Here is a 19,441-nt window from a genome sequence, read left to right on the forward strand (position 1 = left end):
TAGGCGCGGTTATGGTCAAGAAGGACCGAGTCGTTGGGCAGGGGTATCACGAGAAGGCGGGCGGACCGCACGCTGAGATTGTGGCCCTCAATAAAGCACGCGGGGCTGCCCGTGGGGCCACGCTCTATGTGAATCTGGAACCCTGCTGTCATTATGGCCGAACTCATCCCTGTACCGATGCTATTATCAAAGCCGGCATTAGGGAAGTCGTCTATTCGATAAACGACCCTAATCCCACTGTGAACGGCAAGGGGGCGGCTCTACTCAGACGGGCGGGGATAAAGGTGACCAGCGGCCAGTTGAAGGATGAGTCGGAAAAGCTAAATGAAGTCTATGTCAAATTTATCCGCACGGGGAAGCCGTTTGTCATTCTCAAGACGGCCGAATCGCTGGACGGGCGGATCGCCACCGCGAGCGGCGACTCCAAATGGATTTCCGGCCCGGAGGCGCGGAAATTTGCGCATCAACTGAGGGCCGATTCCGATGCGGTGGTAGTGGGAGCCGGAACAGTCCTGGCGGATAATCCGCACCTGACGGTAAGGCTGGTGAAGGGGAAGAATCCGTATCGGATTGTCTTGTCGCGGCACCCCAATTTTCCGACCACGATCAATCTTTTCAGGCACAACCGTGACGCGCGCACAATTCTGGCGACGTCGCGGGCGGGAGCATCGAAATTTAAGGTGAAGAATGTGACGGTCTGGACAATTGAGGAGAATAAGCATGGTCTGTTGCTGTCGGATTTTTTGGAGAAGGCGGCGCAGTTCGGCCTTATTTCTATTCTGGTGGAGGGGGGCGGCCGACTGGCAACCTCATTGATACATGAAGGGCTGGTGGATAAACAGTATTTGCTGATTGCACCGATGATTATCGGGCGCGGTACAGAGGCGGTGGGGGAACTGAATATTCGTAAATTGGCGGATGCGGTCAGATATAAGGAATGGTTGTTTGAGCCCTGCGGCCAGGATGTGTTGTTCACCGGCTATCCGAGGAAAAAGTGATGTTTACCGGAATCATAGAAACATGCGGCATGATTGTTCGGATAAGTTCCAGGGGTGATTATAAGGAATTGAGAATCAGGTCGGAAAGTGAGCTGTCGGATCTCATTATCGGGGAATCTATTGCCGTGGATGGGTGCTGTCTGACGGTGACGGAAAAAAGCAGAGATGATCTTACGGTTGAAGTATCGCCGGAATCGCTGAAATTGACGATTATCGGCGATTATCGAATCGGAACAAGAGTCAATCTGGAGCGTTCCCTATTGCCGACGACCCGGATGGGAGGGCATTTTGTCACCGGGCATATCGACACAATCGGCCGGGCGGCGGAGATTGGCAAGGAAGGGAATGTTTTGGAGCTGACGGTTAAATTTTCGGCGGCTTATGCCGAGTTTATGGTGTCCAAAGGTTCGGTGGCGATAAACGGCATCAGCCTCACTGTTAATCAAGTTGAAAGCGAATCATTCAAAGTGAATTTGATACCACATACGCGAATGGTGACGACCCTCGATTTGCTGAAAACCGGCGATAAGGTGAATCTGGAATTCGACCTTATCGGGAAATACATAGTGCAATTACTGAAGAAAAACAACAGAGACAGTTTGACTTTGGATAAATTGATTCAAAGCGGCTGGTGATGATTTCAGGGAGATAAGATGAGCGAGTTTGACAAAATTCCCGAGGCCATAGAGGAGATCAGACAGGGGCGGATGATAATTGTGGTTGATGATGAAGACCGTGAGAATGAGGGGGACTTCATAATGGCGGCGGAAACGGTGACACCCGAAAATATCAATTTCCTGGCTATGCACGGCCGGGGTTTGATTTGCACTCCGTTGACCTCCGACCGAATCGAGCGGTTGAAACTTCATCCGATGGTGGAAAGCAACAGCGCTCTTCACGGCACGCGATTTACAATATCGGTTGATGCCTGCAAGGGGACAACTACCGGGATTTCGGCGGCCGACCGGGCCCGCACCATACTGGTGCTGGCGGCGGAGGATTCGGCACCGGAGGACCTTTGCCGTCCGGGGCACATATTCCCCATTCAGGCGCTTGACGGCGGGGTACTTGCGCGGGCCGGACATACCGAAGCGACGGTCGATCTCTGCCGCCTGGCCGGTCTGAAGCCAATCGGAGTGCTTTGCGAGATTATGGATAAAGATGGCACCATGGCGCGGGTCCCGAAACTGATGGAAATTGCCCGAGAGTTCAAGCTGAAATTGGTCACGGTTAAGGACCTGATTGAATATCGCCGCCGCAACGAGAAACTGGTCGAGAAAATTGCGGTGGTTAACTTCCCCACCCGGTACGGGCAATTCGCTCTTCACCTTTATAAATCGCAGACCGACGAGCACCATCATATGGCCATTGTGAAGGGAGAGGTGGCGGGAAAGAAAGATGTTATGGTTAGAGTGCATTCGCAGTGCCTCACCGGGGATGTATTCGGTTCGGCCCGTTGCGACTGCGGCGACCAGTTGGCCACGGCGCTCACCATGATTGAAAAAGAAGGATGCGGAGTGCTTCTTTATATGCGTCAGGAGGGGCGCGGCATCGGTCTGGCCAATAAAATCCTGGCCTACAGGCTTCAGGACCAGGGTCGAGATACGGTTGAGGCGAATGTGGAGCTGGGATTTCCCGCCGATCTCCGCGATTACGGTATTGGGGCCCAAATTCTGGTTGACTTGGGCCTGACCACCATAAGGCTTATCACCAACAACCCCCGCAAGGTGGTCGGCCTTGAAGGGTACGGCCTGACTATCACCGACCGAATATCGATTCAGATACCGCCGACCAAACATAATTTGAAATATCTTGAAACCAAACGTGATAAACTGGGACATCTATTTTCAATGCTATAGGAGTCTGTATGCCACATAAAGAAATTGCCGCGAAACTGAATGCCTCCGGGCTGAAATTCGGAATTGTTGTCAGTCGTTTCAATAATCTACTGACATCGAAACTGCTGGAAGGGGCTATTGACTGCCTGATCCGTCACCAGGCCGAGGAGACGGCGATCACAGTCGCTTGGGTACCCGGTTCGTTTGAAATTCCGTATGCCGCCTCGAAAATGGTTAATACGAAGAAGTACGATGCCATCCTTTGCCTGGGGGCGGTGATAAAAGGGGATACGCCGCATTTTGATTATATCGCCAACGAGACCTCTAAAGGTATCGCCCGGCTGGCGCTCGATTCGGGACAGCCGGTGATTTACGGTATTATCACCGCCGATACGCTGGAGCAGGCGATTGAAAGGGCCGGCACCAAAGCGGGCAATAAGGGGTGGGACGCCGCCCTGACCGGGATCGAGATGGCCAATCTGTATCGCGAAATTGATAAATAATGAGTACGCGACGCCGCGCCCGCGAGTATGTGCTTAAGGCCCTTTATGCATTTGAGCAGGGGGGGCAGAGCCGGGAGAATATTTCCGCCTCTATAATTGACCGGGGAGGGCTTGACCCCAAGGGAGCCGAGTTTGCTCATGCCCTTTATAAATCCGTGCTCGACAATGTTAAGGAGATTGATAAGTACATTGTGAAGCTGGCCACCAACTGGAAAATCGACCGGATAGCGATTGTTGACAAGAATATTCTCCGGATGGCGATTGGCGAGGTGGAACATATGCCGGATACTCCGATAAAGGTGGCCATTGATGAGGCGATTGAACTGGCCAAGAAATACAGCACGCTGGAATCGGCGGCATTTGTGAACGGGATACTGGACCGGGTGCTGCGGGATAAGGGGGAGTAGCCTCATTATCGATAAGGACTTTTGATTCCATGTCGATCCAGAAAAGTCCCTAGAGGGGTTTGATCCGCGCAGTCAGTGATTTAAATAAAGAGGGGATTGGCGCGATGCCAATCCCCTTGTCGTTTGGTAGATTTTTTATCCGGCAGAAACCGGGAACCATCGACTAATAGCGACGTCCTCCGCCTCCGAAACCGCCGCGGTCCCGACCGCCACCGCTGCTGCGACCGCCGCCGCCGCCGCCACCGCCCTCGGTGCGCGGACGCGCTTCGTTGACATTCAGAGTCCGGCCGTGCAATTCCTTGCCGTTCAGACCGGCAATAGCCGCATCGGCCTCGCTCTTGTTAGACATTTCCACGAAACCAAACCCTCTGGGCTCGCCACTGAATCTGTCCTTAATTATGGTCACTTTGTCGACCGGGCCAAAACTCTCAAATTCCTGGCGAAGATCTTCTTCTGCCGTCTCGCGCGACAGGTTGCCGACGTAGATATTCATTCTACTCTCCGGTTTCGTTTATCCCTCGACGAATTTCGTTCAGACAAATCGTGATGGAAGATAAACTGGTTCTTGCGCACCATTGCGCTGTGTCTCTTGTCTTTGATTTTTGCAAGATATTGATTGATTGATCCCAACCTTGAAAATCTAATATAAGAGACCGATTGTCATGCTTTTAATATATCGGCATAAAGCCGGTTGTCAATAGTATTTTTATCACAAAGTTGCTAAACACTAATCGGATGGTAGAGTTTCCAAGAGTTATTTTTCCGCAGAAGAACGGGGGAAATAAAACCGACTAAAATTCCAAATTCTTTCTGGACAAACGAAGAAATTCTATTATATTTACAACTCTATTTTGTATAATGAGTTAGCCAATTAGGATGACATGAGGTAACATTGGATTCAGCCAAGCTTCCCCAGAGCCGAAAAGAACCTTTTGATCGTATTAACGCCCTGGTTGCCGCCGGTGTTTTTATAATTGCATTTATTGTTTATTTTCTTACCAAGGCGCCCACGCTCTCATTCTGGGATTGTGGCGAATTTATAACCGCCGCCTATACTCTTGGTGTACCACACCCCCCGGGGTCGCCCCTGTGGGTGCTTATGGGGCGCATTTTTGCTCTCCTGCCGATCGCAGGTGATATTGCGGTTCGAATCAATATCTTTTCGGTTCTATGTTCCGCCACCGCAACGACCTTTGGTTATCTGATTGTTGTCCGATTGATAAGTTACTGGTACGACGATAGAGAGAATATCTATAATCGAATAATCGCTTATATCGGCGGGTTCACCGGGGCGCTTTTTATGGCTTTCGGCAGCACCAATTGGGGGAATTCGGTTGAGACCGAAGTCTATTCTCTGGCGATGCTCTTTATGATCGTCATTTACTGGCTGGCTTTGCGATATTTTCAGGACAAGGAGACCGCCTCGGGCACTCGCACCATGCTTCTGATTCTTTTTCTGGGGATGCTGGGTATCGGAGTTCATTTGTCCATGTTTGTGGTCATGCCGGTTCTGGGACTCTATTTTATTCTGGACAAAAAGGCCGGGCCCAGGGAATGGGCCATCGTGTCATTTTTCTTTATGGCCGAGCTTTATTTCATATTTGAGCTGTCATCACGACCAGGTGAAGTCCCGATCTATCTTCCGACCCTGATTCTCTTTATAATCTTTCTTTTCCATTCCGGTCTGGCGGCAAAATGGTCGCGGCCGTGTTTGATTTCGGTGGCCTTATATCTGGTTTCTCTTTATCCCTTATATCTGGTGATATGGTCGGCTTTTGCCGAGAATATTCTGCATAAGGATATCGTGTCGACCATAGATAGTCTCAAGGGAATTCCTCTGGGCTGGATTGGATTGATCGCCCTGGTCCTCTGGGGATTGGTGGCTCTCTTTAAATATCTCTCCGGGCGTGATGATCCGGAGGTAGCGGAAGTCTGGCTACTTCCGGCAATCTATTCTCTGGCACCGATAATGTTAATTATGGTCGGTTTGATATTCAATGGGTATTTATCTTTTATCATTCTGTCAATTTTCGCCATGGCGGCCGTGGGGGTGCTGCTCTGGCGTCATACAAACTGGCTGGTGCTGGTGGGGGTCATTTCCCTATCGCTGGTTATTCTGGGTTTCTGGCAGTTGGTGGTCGGTTTGGTAGCGGGTTCCCTGGTGATCATTATTCTTGGTTACTGGTTTAAGGATAAGGGCTGGAAGACGGCACTTCTGATAATTCTTCTGGCGGCGGCGGGATATTCCATCCATTTTTCCATTCCGATTCGGTCGGCGCAGAAGCCTACCCTCGATATGAACAGCCCATCCAAATCGCTTGACGCCATGGTCGGTTATCTGGAGCGAAAGCAATATGGCAGCGAATCGATGGTGCACCGGATGTTTGTCCGGCGGGGATCATGGGAAAATCAGTTCGGCAACTATCAGAGAATGGGTTTTTGGGGATTTTTCAAGGAGCAGTATGGATTTCCCGGCCCGCGGTTTTTTGCGGTGTTTGTGCTCGGGTTGCTGGGGATATGGGAATCTATCCGGCGAAAACCGGATATCGGTCTGCCGCTTTTGGTGCTTATTTTGATTTGTTCGGTCGGGTTGGTGCTCTATATGAATTTTGCCGACGGCACCCGCCAGAATCCGATTACGGGAGAAGACTATCTGGAGGTCAGGGACCGCGATTATTTTTTCACGCCGGCGTTCATATTTTTCGGGCTGGCTATCGGCCTGGGTATCGCCGCGGTCATGGATTTGATCCGGGAGACGACGAGTAATCTCAAACCGGCCTTAAGCAAGTCTCTGTTCGGGGCGACCGCTCTTCTGGTGCTGCTGCCGCTGGTACCGCTTCGGGCCAACTATTTTATCAGCGACCGGTCGCGCAATTTCATGCCATATGATTATTCGAGAAATTATCTGGAGACATGCGAAAAGGATGCCATAGTCTTCACCAACGGCGATAATGATACTTTCCCCCTCTGGTGTCTTCAGCAGGTTTATGGTATCCGGCGCGATGTGCGGGTGGTCAATCTTTCGCTGGCCAATACCCCCTGGTATGTCAAGCAGCTGCGTGACAAATCGGGCGTTCCTCTGGATTTGAGCGACGAGGCTATTGACAGGCTGCGGCCGTATTACATCAACGATACCGACATATCGCGTATCCAGGATCAGATTGTAGAGCATGTTCTTGAGGCCAACAAATGGCGCTATCCGGTTTATATGACCGTGACCGTTCCGGAGTCGAGCAAACGTTTCCACGGCCAGTCGCTGAATGATAATCTGGTGCTGGAAGGGATGGTATACCATCTGACTCCGAAAAAGGGGCGGAATCAAATCAATTATGAAAAGACGCGGCGCCTTTTCCTGCAAGAATACAGTTATCGCGGCGTTTCCGACCCTGCTGTTTACAAGGATGAGAATGCCCGGCGGCTGATCGGCAACTATGCGCAAGGGTACCTGGTGATAGCCGATTCGATCCGTCGCGCGGGGGATATGGTCGGGGCTTTCGACATGGTCAAGCAAGGGATGAAAGTGCTGCCCTGGTCATACGACCTGTATGCTTATGGCGCCCAGTTGCTGGCGCAGATGGGCCGCACCGATACCATGAGGGCGTTTGTTGAAAATGCTCCTACCGATGAAAAGTGGAAGCTCTATTTCAATTGGGGTATTTCAGCCAAAATTGCCGGGCGGGCCGAGGATGCGATTAAGACCCTTGAATTGACCCATAAGATGTATCCGGATTATGCCGACGCCTACCGCGCTCTGGTTACGATGTACTATGAAAATCGGTATTTCAGCGAATTACGAAAGCTGGTGGCTGATTGGGTAAGCCGGCATCCGGAGGACTCGGATTCGCGACGACTTCTTCGGGATATTCAGAATGTCAATCGCAGCGTCGATACGGCTGAAGGTATCCGCCGATGAACATTCTGGCCCTCAACTGGCAGGATATCAGCAATCCTCAGGCCGGCGGGGCCGAGGTACATCTGGAAGAGCTGCTCCGGCGGATTGTCAGAGCCGGACATCAGGTGACGCTCTTCTGCTCGGGGTACAAGGGTTCCCGGCCGGAAGAAGTGATTGAAGGTGTCAACATAATCAGGCGCGGCAACAGGTACAATTTCAATCTGGTGACCCCGTGGGAATTGCGGAACTTCGCCCGGAAGGGGCATTTTGATGTTCTCATTGAGGATATCAACAAGATTCCTTTCTACACGCCCTTGTACCTTAAGATGCCGACCCTGGTGGTTGTACCGCACCTGTTTTCGACGACGGTATTCAAGGAAATAAATTTCCTGCTGGGGCTTTATATTTATCTGGCCGAAAAGCCGCTGGTTCCATTTTATCGGGGCCGGAAATTTAATGTCATTTCGGAATCGACCAAGGATGATATCGCGCGGCGAGGGATACCGGTTGATGATATCTCGGTCGTGCACTGCGGTATCGACAAAGGCACTTATAACCATGATCCCGCTGTGACCAAATATGAGCGGCCAACGGTACTTTATTTAGGCCGAATAAAGAAATATAAATCGATAGATCATCTATTGACGGCTTTTCAGAAATTGACGCATGGGATTCCGGAAGCCCGGCTCAAGGTAATCGGCAACGGGGATTATCTTCCGCAGTTGAAAGCGCTGGCCAGTGATCTCAAGATTGATGACCGGGTGGAATTCCCCGGTTTTGTGAGTTCCGCGGAGAAGGTTGAGGCTTTAAGAAGAAGCCATTTGATTGTTTATCCGTCGCTGAAAGAAGGATGGGGATTGACCAATATAGAGGCCAATGCCTGCGGAACCGCGGCGGTTGCGGCCGATGTCCCGGGATTGAGGGATTCGGTGGTCGATAATGAAACCGGTCTGCTCTATGAGTATGGCAATATTGATCAACTGGCGCAGAAAATGGAAATGATACTGCTGGATGAAGCTACCCGCCGGCGGCTGGAGAGAGGTGGACTGGCCTGGGCTGAGCGGTTCAACTGGGATTATGCCGCAGGGGAATTCCTGGCGATACTTCAGAAAGTAGCGGAGCGGGGGTAATCGGCTATGTCGCGCAAAAGAATGTTCTCATTTATCCTAGGGTTGCTGATATCGGCGGTTTTTCTTTTTATCATCCTTCGGAATGTCAATTTTGGCGAATTGATGCAGGCCATGAAGGAGGCCAACTACCTCTGGCTTCTGCCGAACATTTTCTTTGTTATTTTTGCCATGTATCAGAGGGCAGAGCGATGGAAATATATGCTGCGTCCGCTGGCCGAGGTGAAATACAGCAAATTGCTGGCCGCCACCTGTGTCGGATTTATGGCCAATAATGTTCTTCCCTTGCGACTGGGGGAGTTTGTACGGGCCTATTCGCTGGCGGAACAGGAAAAAAGAGTTACCAAATCGGCTTCGCTGGCGACTATTTTTGCAGAGCGAATGGTATTCGATCTTCTGGCACTGCTTCTAATCCTTGCCGTCATTCTGATGCTGACGCCGCTGCCGGTTGACAGCCGTTTCAAGATGGGAGCTGTTATTTCGCTGGGTGTGGCCGGCGTGGGGCTGCTGTTTTCGATTGCCGTGGTCATGCGCCCGGAAGGGGCAGGGAGGATTCTGACCAAATACCTCTTTTTCCTTCCGCAGGGAATTCGCGGCAAAGTTAACAGCATCGTGTTGAAATTTTCGAAGGGATTGCTCTTTCTGAAAGACTGGCGGCAGACCGCCTGGGTCTCGGCCCATACTATTGTCCTCTGGCTTTGCATGGGGATATCAAACATTTTTGTCTTATATGCATTCGGGCTGGATCTTCCCTTCTATGCATCATATGTCCTTCTGGTGGTAGTATCGATTTCGATTCTGATTCCATCATCGCCCGGCTTCATCGGGGTCTATCACGGTGGAGTTGTCTGGACACTGCATTTTTTCAATGTCAGCTCAAACAGCGCCATTTCCTGCGCTATCGTTCTGCATGCCGCGCAGTTCATTCCCATTACCCTCATGGGCTTCTATTATCTCAAAAAGGAACATCTTTCTCTAAAGCAACTGGAGAAAGAGGCCCTGGAAGAGAGGCATGATGCCGAAATCTGAAAGAATACTGGTGGTTCTGCCGGCCTATAATGAGGAAGGGAAAATCGGTCGGGTGGTGGCAAAGGTGAAAAAAATCTCGGCGGTGAGTCGCATCATTGTGGTTGATGATTGTTCGAAAGATAAGACCTCGGAGGAAGCGAGGGGGGCCGGCGCGGAGGTAATCCGCCACGAACAGAATCGGGGAGTGGGCGCCGGAATCCGGTCGGGTATCAAATATGGAATAGCCAATCGCTTCGACATCTGCATAATATTATCGGGCGATGATCAGCACGAACCAAGCGAGATCGATGGTGTCATCGAGCCGATTCTGCGCGGGGAATGTGATTTCGTGCAGGGCTCACGGCGGATGAAAGGGGGAAAGGTGGTCAACGATCGACCGTTCCGCATGATCACTACCCAGCTTTATTCATTATTCTTCACCATTCTGGTCGGACGCCGGGTGACTGATGCCACGAACGGTTTTAGGGCTTTTCGGCTATCCATTTTCGATGACAAGAGCATCAATATCGACCAGGATTGGCTTGACAGGTATGAGCTCGAGCCATATATATTATATAAAGTTGTCAAAAGCAGGAGAGTGCGTTTCAGGGAAGCGCCGATCACAATCTACTATCATGGCAATCGCAAGCAATTTACCAAAATGAAGCCTTTTCGTGATTGGTGGCGTCTGGCCCGACCCCTGCTGTTTCTGGGATTAAGATTGAGGAAATAAAATGATCAAGATTGACTTTACGGGAAGCACCGTCCTGGTGACCGGCGGGGCCGGATTTATCGGGTCGAATGTTGTGGCGGCGATTGTAAGAGCCGGGGGAGAGGTCATTGTGCTCGATGATCTGTTCACTGGGAGTCTCGATAATATTGACAAAGATATTCCCTATGAATTTGTTCAAGGTTCCGTTGTTGACTATGAACTGGTGCGCAAATTAATGACGGGAGTCGATTATGTTGCCCATCTGGCCGCCAGAAATATTATTGTATCGACCAAAAATCCTCACGATGATTACGAGGTTAATATCGGCGGGACGCTGAATGTTCTGATGGCCGCCCGAGAAACCAAGCCGAAAAGAATTGTCTATTCATCTTCAGCTTCGGTCTATGGTAACCCGCGGATTTTACCGATTTCCGAAGATGAGAATCCATTGACCTTTTCACCCTATTCGGTTTCCAAACTGGCCGGGGAGAACTATTGCTATTCTTTTTATGAGACCTTTTACGTGCCGGCCACGGTTGTCCGCTATTCCAATATTTATGGGCCGAAACAGGATCCGGCCAACCCCTACTGCGGCGTTATTTCCAAATTCATTCTGGCGATTGAAAACGGGCAGCCGGTGCAGATTCACGGGGATGGCTTGCAGACCCGCGATTTCACTTATGTCGATGATGCCGTATCGGGGACGCTGAGCGCGCTTTTGTCGCCGCGCGCCGACGGCCTGGTATTCAATCTGGGAACCGGGACCGAAACGACGATTATCGGAATGGTCGAAATTCTCACCGAGCTTCTGGGGAAAAAGGTTGCCTATGAGTATATAGACCGGCGCGATATCGATAATATTCGAAGACGGGTGATGAATATCGAGCGGATTCGAACCAGACTTCGCTGGCAACCGCAGGTAACTTTGCGGGAGGGGCTCAGAAGGACTGTCGCCTGGTTTCGTAATCGAGCCAGCAAGGTCTTCTGAAGTTTCTTTTTCCGATGCTTCCCAAACTGACATTCCGCCGCCTTCTGCTGCTCTTTTTTATTCTGGCGGTAGTGAGTCGTCTGACTTTTGTTCTCGGCAAGAAACAGACGCCGGTGATGTGGGATGCGCGGATATATTCCTCGGCGGCCCTGGGAATTCTCCATTACATTCAGCAGGGCGGTGCATTCGGGCATCCCGAAAGATATTCTTCCGAGGACAGCCTCTCCTCGCAGAAAGAATTTCTATCAACTATGAACAAGTACATAAAAGGGGAGCAGATCGAATGGTTGTACTATGCGAAACCGACGGTCGGCCTGACCGAGGAATACCTCTTCATCTCCGGGCCGCTGTATCCGACGTACCTGGCGGCGATTTTCCTGGTCGGCTTCGGTTCTGATTTTGCAACCGTGAGAATCTTAAATTCGGTGATTGACGGTATTTGTCTGGTCCTGCTGATGATGATTGCTTTTGAGCTTTTCGGCCGCAGGACTTCGATCCTCGGAGGAATTCTTTATCTTCTCTATTTTCCCTTTTTTATATTATGTGGAATGGTATCGCCGGAACCGATTACGGTTCTATTGATACTGAGCACTTTCCTTTTCCTCTTGCAGTGGCATAAGACCGGAGGAAAGAAATATATTTATCTGACGGGCATGACACTGGGGCTTCTGGTTTTGGCCAAACCGACCGCGACGCTACTTTTTGTACCCTTTGCTGCCGGCTATCTTTATGACAGCAGGCGGAATCTGAAACAGGCGGCGGGCAATCTCGGACGGGCGGCCATCCCATTCGGAGTGATCGTGGCACCCTGGCTGCTAATAACCAGTCTTTACTTCGGGCAGATTGCCATTCGCGACCCGCGTTATTCCGAGGCAAATTTCCGTTCCAGCTCATCCATAAAGTACGAAGGATATGATCTTGATGTCGTGGATAAGGATTTCTGGATTTCGCCGGTAACCCAGAAGATCGAGCGCGACCCTCTGGGTTATGGGGGGTTATTGGTCAAGAAATTTGTCCGGTTATGGGCACAGCCATATAATGATTTTAGAACCACATTTCTCTTTTCGGATAAATCAGACGGGAATTTTCATTTGCTGATAGTTATGACGGCGTTATTTGGCGTCCTGCTTGGTACAGTCAACGACCGCAAGGGTTTGATATATCTTCTGTTTCTGCCCCTGTACTACAGTCTGGTGCATTTGATTTTGCACTCGCTGGCCAGGTACAATGTCAACGCCATGCCGGTGATGATGATTGCGGCGGCGGCGATTCTGGATAAGATTGCCACAAATATAACGACGACCTGGCGGCAACCGGGGAGGGCGGCCAATCTCATTCGATGGACTTTGCTTCTGGCCGGGGGCGCTTTTGTTATTTTCTTTCCGGTCAGCGGCGGGGTGAGAATTATTGGCTCCTCTAACGGGGTCTGGGTTTCGATTTGCCTGAAACTTGCGGCTGTTTTCGGCATGCTTTTCATTTTCAGCAAGCTAATTTCGCGGCAGCTTGGCTTTAATAAGGCGATCGAATTTCAGACCGTTCCGGCGGTTGTCGCCTTGCTGGTCCTGTCTGTATGCTCGGCGGCACCGGACAGCTGGGCCGAATGGCGATGCCGGCTCAATCGCCCGGGTCAAGCCGCCGGCGTAAAAATATTTTTCCCCAGGGATTTCCATTTGAAGGAAGGCGACGCAGTGAATATCATGCTGGATATCGGCAGTCCCAGGAACGCCGGTCACGATCTCTCGCTTGCCCTGAATGGAATGAAGAGTCCGTTCATTTTCGGACGATCGCCGTTGAATTCAAATTATTATCGGAAAGCCAGCTATAGAGTATTCGAAGAGGTAGGCGGGTATGCGCGGGAGGAAATGCGGTACTGGTCTCTGGTGCCGTTGTCGGCAGCTGCCGTCAATCAACTGGTGGCACGGGATGGTTTTCTGAATATCGAGCTTTCGGCGCGGGAGGCATCAGGCGAGAGCAATGGCGCGGTCATTGATCTTTACGGCGATTACTCCTCACTTGCCGGCGATATGGCCTTTGTGCCCGCGATGGAAATTTCCTCGATCGAACGTCTGGTGGACAAAGGCGACCCGCGCATCCGGCTGAAATATCCCCTTTCCTCCGACTCGGTAATTTCTTATTATGTTGATAATGCAGTCAACGCCCAAAGCACGACCCGGGATCTTTCACCGGCCGGAGGACGGCAGAGCGGCCGCTACCGGATTTTTGTGAGGGTGCAGGAGGCCAATGAGCGCCGCTCGTATTATTGAGGATTGATATGAATATTGGAATAATCGGTTGCGGGTACTGGGGACCAAATCTGATAAGGAATTTTGGGCTTCTCGATAATGTCAGAGTTCTGGGCGTTTCGGATCTCAGAGAAGAGCGACTTAATTTTATCTCCCGTCTCTATCCCAACATCAAGATTCTTTCCAGGGACAGTCAGGATATTATTAGAAATAGGGATATTGATGCGGTCGTGGTGGCCACGCCCGTATCGACACATTTCACTCTGGGGATGGAAGCGCTGGAGAACGGCAAGCATCTTCTCCTGGAAAAGCCCATGACGGCCACGGCAGAGCAGGCCGAGGCTCTGATAAAGAAAGCCGATAAGGAAAATCTTACCTTAATGGTCGACCATACTTTCATCTACACCGGAGCGGTGAGAAAAATAAAGGAAATCATTGTCAGCGGCGATCTGGGGGATTTGTATTACTTTGATTCGGTGCGGGTCAATCTCGGTTTATTTCAGCATGATATCAACGTCATCTGGGATCTGGCGCCGCATGATGTATCGATAATGGATTACCTGCTGGATCGACCGGCCCGCACCATCTCGGCCACCGGCGTGGCCCATTTCGAGAGTGACATCGAAAATATCGCCTATCTCTCGGTTGGTTATGATTCTCATCTTATCGGGCATATTCATGTCAATTGGTTGGCGCCGGTGAAGGTGCGCAAGACACTTATATGCGGCTCGAAGAAGATGATAGTTTATGATGACGTGGAGCCCTCGGAGAAGGTCAAAATCTATAATAAGGGAGTCGACTATATAAAGAATCGGGAAGAGGTCTATAATATTATGGTGCAGTACCGCACCGGCGATATGATGGCACCGCAGATAAATCTGACCGAAGCGCTGAATCTGGTGGCAAAGGAATTCGTGACGGCAATCGCCGAGAAGCGGCGGCCGCTGACCGACGGAGAGGCCGGTTTCCGCGTGGTGCGGATACTGGAAGCAGCCAATCAATCGCTCAAGCAGGGGGGAAAGGTAATCAAGTTATGACCGGCGTGAAAATAATCGGCGAAGCGAAAATATACGCCAATGTTTCCATTGGTGAAGGCTCCATAATTTACGGCCCGGCTATTCTGGGGCAGCCGCCGCGCGGACTGCAGGAGGGAGAACGGCCGCTGGTCATCGGGCGCAATTCTGTTATCCGGGCATTCACGACCATTTATGCCGGAACGAAGATCGGCGATAATTTTCAATCGGGACAGGGAGCGTCAATCAGGGAAGATAACATTATCGGCGACGACTGCTCGGTCGGCACCAATGCCGTTCTGGAATTCGAGAATAAGATCGGCGAAAATTGCCGCATCCACTCGGGATGTTTTCTGGAGATGGTGACTCTGGGGAATCATGTCTTTATCGGTCCCAACACGGTTTTCACCGATGATCCTCATCCGATGAACTGCCCGCGCTATAAAGAATGCGGCGGCGGGGCGGTGATTGACGACCTGGTTAAGATCGGCGCCAATTGCACTTTCCTGCCGGCGATCAGGATAGGGAAAGGGTCGCTGATTGGGGCCGGTTCGGTGGTGATTGGCGATATCCCGGCCATGATGGTGGCGGCGGGGAATCCGGCCAAAGTGATTAAGGCGGTTGACAAACTGACCTGCCGGATAAACGCCTATGAGCGGCCGTACCTCTGGCCGCCCTATACAGATCCGGAAAACTCATAAGCAGAATGTCCAATTATAAGATATTAGTAGCTCTTTTCTCTTACAATGAAGGGGAGAAGCTTAAGAAATTAGTCGAGCAATTACGCCGGACGGGGGAATATGAGATTCTTTTTGTCGATGACGGCTCTGATGACGGCAGCTATGAATTCTTGAAAGGGCGGCAATTTCATGTTATCAGGCATGATACCAACCGCGGTATCGGTATGGGAATAAGAGAGGCGATAAATTTCGGCCGCACCCACGGTTATGGAATAATCGTGATTATGGCGGCCAACGGCAAAATGCTCCCCGGGGAGATAGAGCGGCTGATGGCGCCGATTATCCATGAAGAGTATGACTATGTGCAGGGGTCCCGAAATCTGCCGGGAGGCAAATCACCGCATCTGCCTCTATTCCGGGAGCTGATGATTGACCTGTTCACTTTCTTTGTCAACCGTATCAGCAGATTTAAGGGGACCGATATAACCTGCGGATTCCGGGCATACCGGCTTTCGCTTTTTGACGACAGGCGGTTCAATCTCAACCAATCCTGGCTTGAGAAATATGAAATGGAGTATTATATCCATTACCATGTTCTCAAGGGGGGATACCGGATTACCGAGGTGCCGGTTTCCATGATGTATCCGGAATCAAAGAAGAACTACAGCAAGATCAAGCCGCTGGTGGGGTGGTGGTCGATGGTGCGCCCCTGGTTGTTCCTGATTCTTAAGATCAAACGATAGAGGAACAATTCCTCCCCCGGCGCGTTATATATAAGCAGGACAGTAGAGTAATAAGGTAATGCCGCCCGGTCGGGGGATGGCTGGCGGCACAACTGACCCGGCTCAAGGATGAGCCGGGTTTTTGTTGTTCGCGGGAACTAATAGCGATCACTCCTGTTACACAATCATAGACTAACATAGTCCAATAATGAAAGGATGGCGTTATGCGAAACGCAAACCTGAAGTTTCTTCTCGTAATTTCGATCATGGGATTGGCCCTGCTTCTGACCGCCTGTTCCAGCAATCCGACCAATTCCTCCGGCAACAATGGCGGGGGTGTCGGGGGCGGAAGCGGCAATACGGTATCTATTTCCGGATTTAAATATGCCCCGGGCAGCCTGACGGTGAAGGCGGGCACGACGGTAATCTGGACCAATAAGGATGCCTCGACGCACACGGTAACCAGTGACAACGGGGCTTTTACATCATCCGGAAATCTGGCCACGAATGATACTTATTCGTTTATATTTACGACGGCGGGGAGTTTCCCCTACCATTGTGCCATTCATCCTTCGATGAAAGGTATGATTGTCGTGACGCCGTAAGTTTCCTTCTTGACAGCGGTATTGTGTAAACCTATTTTCCTCTGAAGGAAGGTAGGTTTACTATGACCAGGACAGCATTCAAGATATTTGCCGTTCTCATTCTAATCGGCATAATAATCGGCATTTCGGTTCTTAAATCCTCCATTTCGGCCAAACGGGATGAGTCGAAAATTCAGACCATGCATTCCGAATATGGTCGGGCGCGCGATAGTCTGTTGGTAAGGGAAATGAGAGATTCCAGCCGCTTCTATGCCGATTCGCTGAAGAATCTCGAAAAGTATTACCAGAACCAGATAGACAGTCTTAACCGTTTGTATGGTATAGTCGATAGCTCCAAGGTGGAAAAAGCCGACCAGAAGGCGCTTCTGACCGGCACCGATGTGGTCAAAATGATTGCCGAGTATGATTCCCTGGTGCATGAGTTCCCCAAGCATATGACAGCCGACGAGCGGAAGACCACACTGGCCCATTTATCCGCCAAGCTGACCCGGAAATATACTTTGCCGGCCGACTCCGTAAAAAAGATTCTCGATTTGGGTGAGTAAGATCTTCATTAGAAATGTCTAAGCCAGAGCAATCAGCCTTTGTTGAAATATTGGTCGACCGGCTGCTTATAGAATCATTTCCGATTGAAAAATCCCCCTATCACCGCGAACCGAATCCGGAAGCGGAAGCACGAATCGATCGGCTGCGCGAACTGGTTATCTGGCACATAAATCATTCTCTTTCTCGCCGACAGAAGGAAGTCTTAAAGCTTTATCTGTATGGGAAACGGGAAGCAGAGATCGGCCGCATACTGGGGATCAAGCAGCAGGTTGTGAATATTTATAAGCATCGGGCCATTAATAGGTTAAAGCTGCTTGTGAAGGCCTGACGTGTATGTTAAAATATATATAGATGGAAAAGAATACTATTAGATACCCTTTACCGCCGTATTACTTGTAGAAGCCGAAGCACTTTCCTCACAGTAAGTCGCAACAGAGTAGATGAAATGACTGAAACCTTAAAGGAGGTGGTTGGAGTTTTCAGAAATTTAAGCCCCTAGTTTAGCCCGCCATACCAATTAACAATCCTGGCTAAAGGGGAAAAATATGCCTGTGAGAAAAGAAGTTGAAAGGTTTGCCAGGGTCGGGGTAAAGGACTGCTGGCATCCTTATGGTCTGCAAGGGCTAAACCCCGAGAGATTTGTGGTGGTGGCATCACATATTTTAAAGGGAGAATTTGACCTGCTCGGATTCAAGCACAGAAAGGCAGTTGGCGATGGCCTTATGGAGGAACTATATCGAGCTTAGGTCGCCAGGGGGTTAGGTTAGAGGTTGGAGCACATTGCCAAGTATGAGGCCGGTATGAGCCGGCCTTATTTATATATATGTCATTAACTTGTCGTTACAATATAAGGTAATACTTTAACATGGGAAGTGAGAGTGGTCACCGCCCATTTTTGCCGGTTATTAAAGGGTTGACATTTGGCAGGAAGGAAAAGATATTGCCGCCCCTGAATCAAGGCCGGAACATAAAGAGATTATGTTTGTAGAAAAGCAGAGTATGTCAACAAGAATCAAACAGGCAGTACTACTGGTGGTGATATCGGTCATTCTGGCCGTTGTCGTGAATCTCGTTTCCGCCCGGCGCATTCCTTTTCACGGCGAATGGCCGTCAATTTCCGGTTCCGACTCGGTGATTGTGCCGCCCTCGGCGCAGCCGGGGGATCCCCCTTTCATTTCGCTTGATGAAGCGGCGGCGAAATTTCAATCCAAGAATGTTGTCTTTATCGATGCCCGCGATACGGCCGATTTCAAGCTGGGGCGGATCAGGGGGGCGCATAACCTTCCTTATGACTATTATGAAGATTTCTGGACGAGTGTGATGAAAGATATTCCCAGCGACAGGGAGATCGTGATTTATTGTTCCGGTGATGAATGCGAACTTTCGCTTTTTCTCGGTCGGGAGCTGGCCGCCCGGGGATATGATAAGGTATTTATTTTTTACGGCGGTTGGAGAGAGTGGGCGAAAGCCAAGCTGCCGGTGGAGGGAATGGGATAATATGTCGGACTGGAATAAGTTTCTGCATAATGATTATCTCAATTTGCTGGTCAGGATCGCAGTGGGGGCGATTTTTATCTATGCGTCTTTCGATAAGATATTCAATCCCGGCCAATTTGCCCGAATCGTTTACAATTATCATCTTCTCCCGACTGATTTCATCAATATCTTTGCCTTGATTCTCCCCTGGGTGGAGTTGATCTGCGGTATTTCGATCATTCTGGGCATTTACAAAGAGGGGGGTGTGCTGGCCCTTAATCTGATTCTGGTCAGTTTCATAATCGCTCTGGGAGTAAATCTGATACGTGGTGTCGATATCGAGTGCGGCTGTTTTACAGTCAGTTCAAAAGCCAAGGGCGGCATTCTGGGGCTCCTTCTTCGTGATCTCGGATTGCTCCTTCTCACTCTCTATTTATTTTTCAATCGTTCACCTCGATTCAGCATAATGGGGCGATAGGTCCCGAATTCCGACAAAGCGATCATTTATTTCGCAGGGGATTTTCCTTCCAAAGCGACACAGCGCGGTAATATCTTTATAAGTGTGTAAAAACGACAAGAGGTGTATCCTTAAGATTTACAAGCTGATTCAAAAGGAGACACCTAATGTCGTATAACGAGTTAGATTTTAGCAGGAGAAACATAGTCTTTGCGCTTTCGGAAGT

Annotated in this window: 21 protein-coding genes; 20 read left to right on the forward strand and 1 reads right to left on the reverse strand. The window is 50.3% G+C overall.

The features are described from left to right. The 5 genes from ribD to nusB form a co-directional block, all read left to right on the forward strand. A partial coding sequence (gene ribD / locus NT002_04435) for a bifunctional diaminohydroxyphosphoribosylaminopyrimidine deaminase/5-amino-6-(5-phosphoribosylamino)uracil reductase RibD (GenBank protein ID MCX6828509.1) occupies positions 1-998 on the forward strand: 998 nt, incomplete at its 5' end. After that, on the forward strand, positions 998-1,633 hold the full coding sequence (locus NT002_04440; GenBank protein MCX6828510.1) for a riboflavin synthase: 636 nt from the start codon (positions 998-1,000) through the stop codon (positions 1,631-1,633). The genes ribD and NT002_04440, both read left to right, overlap by 1 nt. A gap of 18 nt (positions 1,634-1,651) precedes the next feature. Then, positions 1,652-2,857 (forward strand): bifunctional 3,4-dihydroxy-2-butanone-4-phosphate synthase/GTP cyclohydrolase II, encoded by a 1,206-nt coding sequence (locus NT002_04445; GenBank protein ID MCX6828511.1) that lies wholly within the window; start codon positions 1,652-1,654, stop codon positions 2,855-2,857. 8 nt (positions 2,858-2,865) lie between these two features. Continuing rightward, entirely contained in the window at positions 2,866-3,339 is a 474-nt protein-coding gene (gene ribH, locus NT002_04450; GenBank protein ID MCX6828512.1) for a 6,7-dimethyl-8-ribityllumazine synthase, read from the forward strand. Continuing rightward, positions 3,339-3,746: a transcription antitermination factor NusB gene (nusB, locus tag NT002_04455; GenBank protein ID MCX6828513.1), complete on the forward strand. Its 408-nt coding sequence runs from the start codon at positions 3,339-3,341 to the stop codon at positions 3,744-3,746. The genes ribH and nusB overlap by 1 nt, the downstream gene beginning before the upstream one ends. A gap of 163 nt (positions 3,747-3,909) precedes the next feature. Here nusB and NT002_04460 read toward each other — a convergent pair whose 3' ends face one another. Then, the gene (locus NT002_04460; GenBank protein MCX6828514.1) at positions 3,910-4,239 is read right to left on the reverse strand and encodes an RNA-binding protein; all 330 of its coding nucleotides are present in this window, start codon (positions 4,237-4,239) and stop codon (positions 3,910-3,912) included. Between the two features lie 399 nt (positions 4,240-4,638). Here NT002_04460 and NT002_04465 point away from each other — a divergent pair, with 399 nt between their 5' ends. The 15 genes from NT002_04465 (at position 4,639) to NT002_04535 (ending at position 19,236) form a co-directional block, all read left to right on the forward strand. Then, entirely contained in the window at positions 4,639-7,659 is a 3,021-nt protein-coding gene (locus NT002_04465; protein ID MCX6828515.1) for a DUF2723 domain-containing protein, read from the forward strand. Beyond that, a complete protein-coding gene (locus tag NT002_04470; GenBank protein ID MCX6828516.1) occupies positions 7,656-8,768 on the forward strand; it encodes a glycosyltransferase family 4 protein in 1,113 nt (370 codons plus the stop codon). Before NT002_04465 ends, NT002_04470 begins: the two co-directional genes overlap by 4 nt. A 6-nt stretch (positions 8,769-8,774) precedes the next feature. Beyond that, positions 8,775-9,794, forward strand: coding sequence for a lysylphosphatidylglycerol synthase transmembrane domain-containing protein (locus tag NT002_04475; protein ID MCX6828517.1), 1,020 nt, complete (start codon positions 8,775-8,777; stop codon positions 9,792-9,794). Beyond that, positions 9,778-10,506: a glycosyltransferase family 2 protein gene (locus NT002_04480; GenBank protein MCX6828518.1), complete on the forward strand. Its 729-nt coding sequence runs from the start codon at positions 9,778-9,780 to the stop codon at positions 10,504-10,506. Before NT002_04475 ends, NT002_04480 begins: the two co-directional genes overlap by 17 nt. A 1-nt stretch (position 10,507) precedes the next feature. Next, positions 10,508-11,473 carry an NAD-dependent epimerase/dehydratase family protein gene (locus tag NT002_04485; GenBank protein MCX6828519.1) on the forward strand — a complete coding sequence of 322 codons (966 nt, stop codon included), beginning with the start codon at positions 10,508-10,510 and terminating at the stop codon, positions 11,471-11,473. Positions 11,474-11,487: 14 nt separating this feature from the next. After that, entirely contained in the window at positions 11,488-13,737 is a 2,250-nt protein-coding gene (locus tag NT002_04490) for a glycosyltransferase family 39 protein (GenBank protein MCX6828520.1), read from the forward strand. After that, complete coding sequence (locus tag NT002_04495) at positions 13,734-14,753, forward strand: Gfo/Idh/MocA family oxidoreductase (protein ID MCX6828521.1); 1,020 nt, start codon at positions 13,734-13,736, stop codon at positions 14,751-14,753. The genes NT002_04490 and NT002_04495 overlap by 4 nt, the downstream gene beginning before the upstream one ends. Continuing rightward, positions 14,750-15,430 carry a DapH/DapD/GlmU-related protein gene (locus NT002_04500; GenBank protein ID MCX6828522.1) on the forward strand — a complete coding sequence of 227 codons (681 nt, stop codon included), beginning with the start codon at positions 14,750-14,752 and terminating at the stop codon, positions 15,428-15,430. The genes NT002_04495 and NT002_04500 overlap by 4 nt, the downstream gene beginning before the upstream one ends. 5 nt (positions 15,431-15,435) lie before the next feature. Next, positions 15,436-16,152: a glycosyltransferase family 2 protein gene (locus NT002_04505; protein ID MCX6828523.1), complete on the forward strand. Its 717-nt coding sequence runs from the start codon at positions 15,436-15,438 to the stop codon at positions 16,150-16,152. 203 nt (positions 16,153-16,355) lie between these two features. Next, positions 16,356-16,736, forward strand: coding sequence for a cupredoxin family copper-binding protein (locus NT002_04510; GenBank protein MCX6828524.1), 381 nt, complete (start codon positions 16,356-16,358; stop codon positions 16,734-16,736). A 62-nt stretch (positions 16,737-16,798) separates the two neighbouring features. Continuing rightward, on the forward strand, positions 16,799-17,281 hold the full coding sequence (locus NT002_04515) for a hypothetical protein (protein MCX6828525.1): 483 nt from the start codon (positions 16,799-16,801) through the stop codon (positions 17,279-17,281). A 14-nt stretch (positions 17,282-17,295) separates the two neighbouring features. Then, complete coding sequence (locus NT002_04520; protein MCX6828526.1) at positions 17,296-17,610, forward strand: LuxR C-terminal-related transcriptional regulator; 315 nt, start codon at positions 17,296-17,298, stop codon at positions 17,608-17,610. A gap of 223 nt (positions 17,611-17,833) precedes the next feature. After that, complete coding sequence (locus tag NT002_04525; protein ID MCX6828527.1) at positions 17,834-18,028, forward strand: hypothetical protein; 195 nt, start codon at positions 17,834-17,836, stop codon at positions 18,026-18,028. A gap of 253 nt (positions 18,029-18,281) precedes the next feature. Then, positions 18,282-18,779, forward strand: a complete 498-nt coding sequence (locus NT002_04530) for a rhodanese-like domain-containing protein (GenBank protein MCX6828528.1) — start codon at positions 18,282-18,284, stop codon at positions 18,777-18,779. Between the two features lies 1 nt (position 18,780). Further along, a complete protein-coding gene (locus NT002_04535) occupies positions 18,781-19,236 on the forward strand; it encodes a DoxX family membrane protein (GenBank protein MCX6828529.1) in 456 nt (151 codons plus the stop codon). The last annotated feature ends 205 nt before the right edge of the window (positions 19,237-19,441 follow it).

Source organism: Candidatus Zixiibacteriota bacterium (assembly GCA_026397505.1).
Lineage (GTDB): Bacteria > Zixibacteria > MSB-5A5 > GN15 > PGXB01 > JAPLUR01.

Coding starts and splice junctions, on each gene's coding strand:
- NT002_04440 (MCX6828510.1), top strand. CDS start 998: ATGTTTACCGGAATCATAGAAACATGCGGCATGATTGTTCGGATAAGT.
- NT002_04445 (MCX6828511.1), top strand. CDS start 1,652: ATGAGCGAGTTTGACAAAATTCCCGAGGCCATAGAGGAGATCAGACAG.
- ribH (MCX6828512.1), top strand. CDS start 2,866: ATGCCACATAAAGAAATTGCCGCGAAACTGAATGCCTCCGGGCTGAAA.
- nusB (MCX6828513.1), top strand. CDS start 3,339: ATGAGTACGCGACGCCGCGCCCGCGAGTATGTGCTTAAGGCCCTTTAT.
- NT002_04460 (MCX6828514.1), bottom strand. CDS start 4,239: ATGAATATCTACGTCGGCAACCTGTCGCGCGAGACGGCAGAAGAAGAT.
- NT002_04470 (MCX6828516.1), top strand. CDS start 7,656: ATGAACATTCTGGCCCTCAACTGGCAGGATATCAGCAATCCTCAGGCC.
- NT002_04475 (MCX6828517.1), top strand. CDS start 8,775: ATGTCGCGCAAAAGAATGTTCTCATTTATCCTAGGGTTGCTGATATCG.
- NT002_04480 (MCX6828518.1), top strand. CDS start 9,778: ATGATGCCGAAATCTGAAAGAATACTGGTGGTTCTGCCGGCCTATAAT.
- NT002_04485 (MCX6828519.1), top strand. CDS start 10,508: ATGATCAAGATTGACTTTACGGGAAGCACCGTCCTGGTGACCGGCGGG.
- NT002_04490 (MCX6828520.1), top strand. CDS start 11,488: ATGCTTCCCAAACTGACATTCCGCCGCCTTCTGCTGCTCTTTTTTATT.
- NT002_04500 (MCX6828522.1), top strand. CDS start 14,750: ATGACCGGCGTGAAAATAATCGGCGAAGCGAAAATATACGCCAATGTT.
- NT002_04505 (MCX6828523.1), top strand. CDS start 15,436: ATGTCCAATTATAAGATATTAGTAGCTCTTTTCTCTTACAATGAAGGG.
- NT002_04510 (MCX6828524.1), top strand. CDS start 16,356: ATGCGAAACGCAAACCTGAAGTTTCTTCTCGTAATTTCGATCATGGGA.
- NT002_04515 (MCX6828525.1), top strand. CDS start 16,799: ATGACCAGGACAGCATTCAAGATATTTGCCGTTCTCATTCTAATCGGC.
- NT002_04520 (MCX6828526.1), top strand. CDS start 17,296: ATGTCTAAGCCAGAGCAATCAGCCTTTGTTGAAATATTGGTCGACCGG.
- NT002_04530 (MCX6828528.1), top strand. CDS start 18,282: ATGTCAACAAGAATCAAACAGGCAGTACTACTGGTGGTGATATCGGTC.
- NT002_04535 (MCX6828529.1), top strand. CDS start 18,781: ATGTCGGACTGGAATAAGTTTCTGCATAATGATTATCTCAATTTGCTG.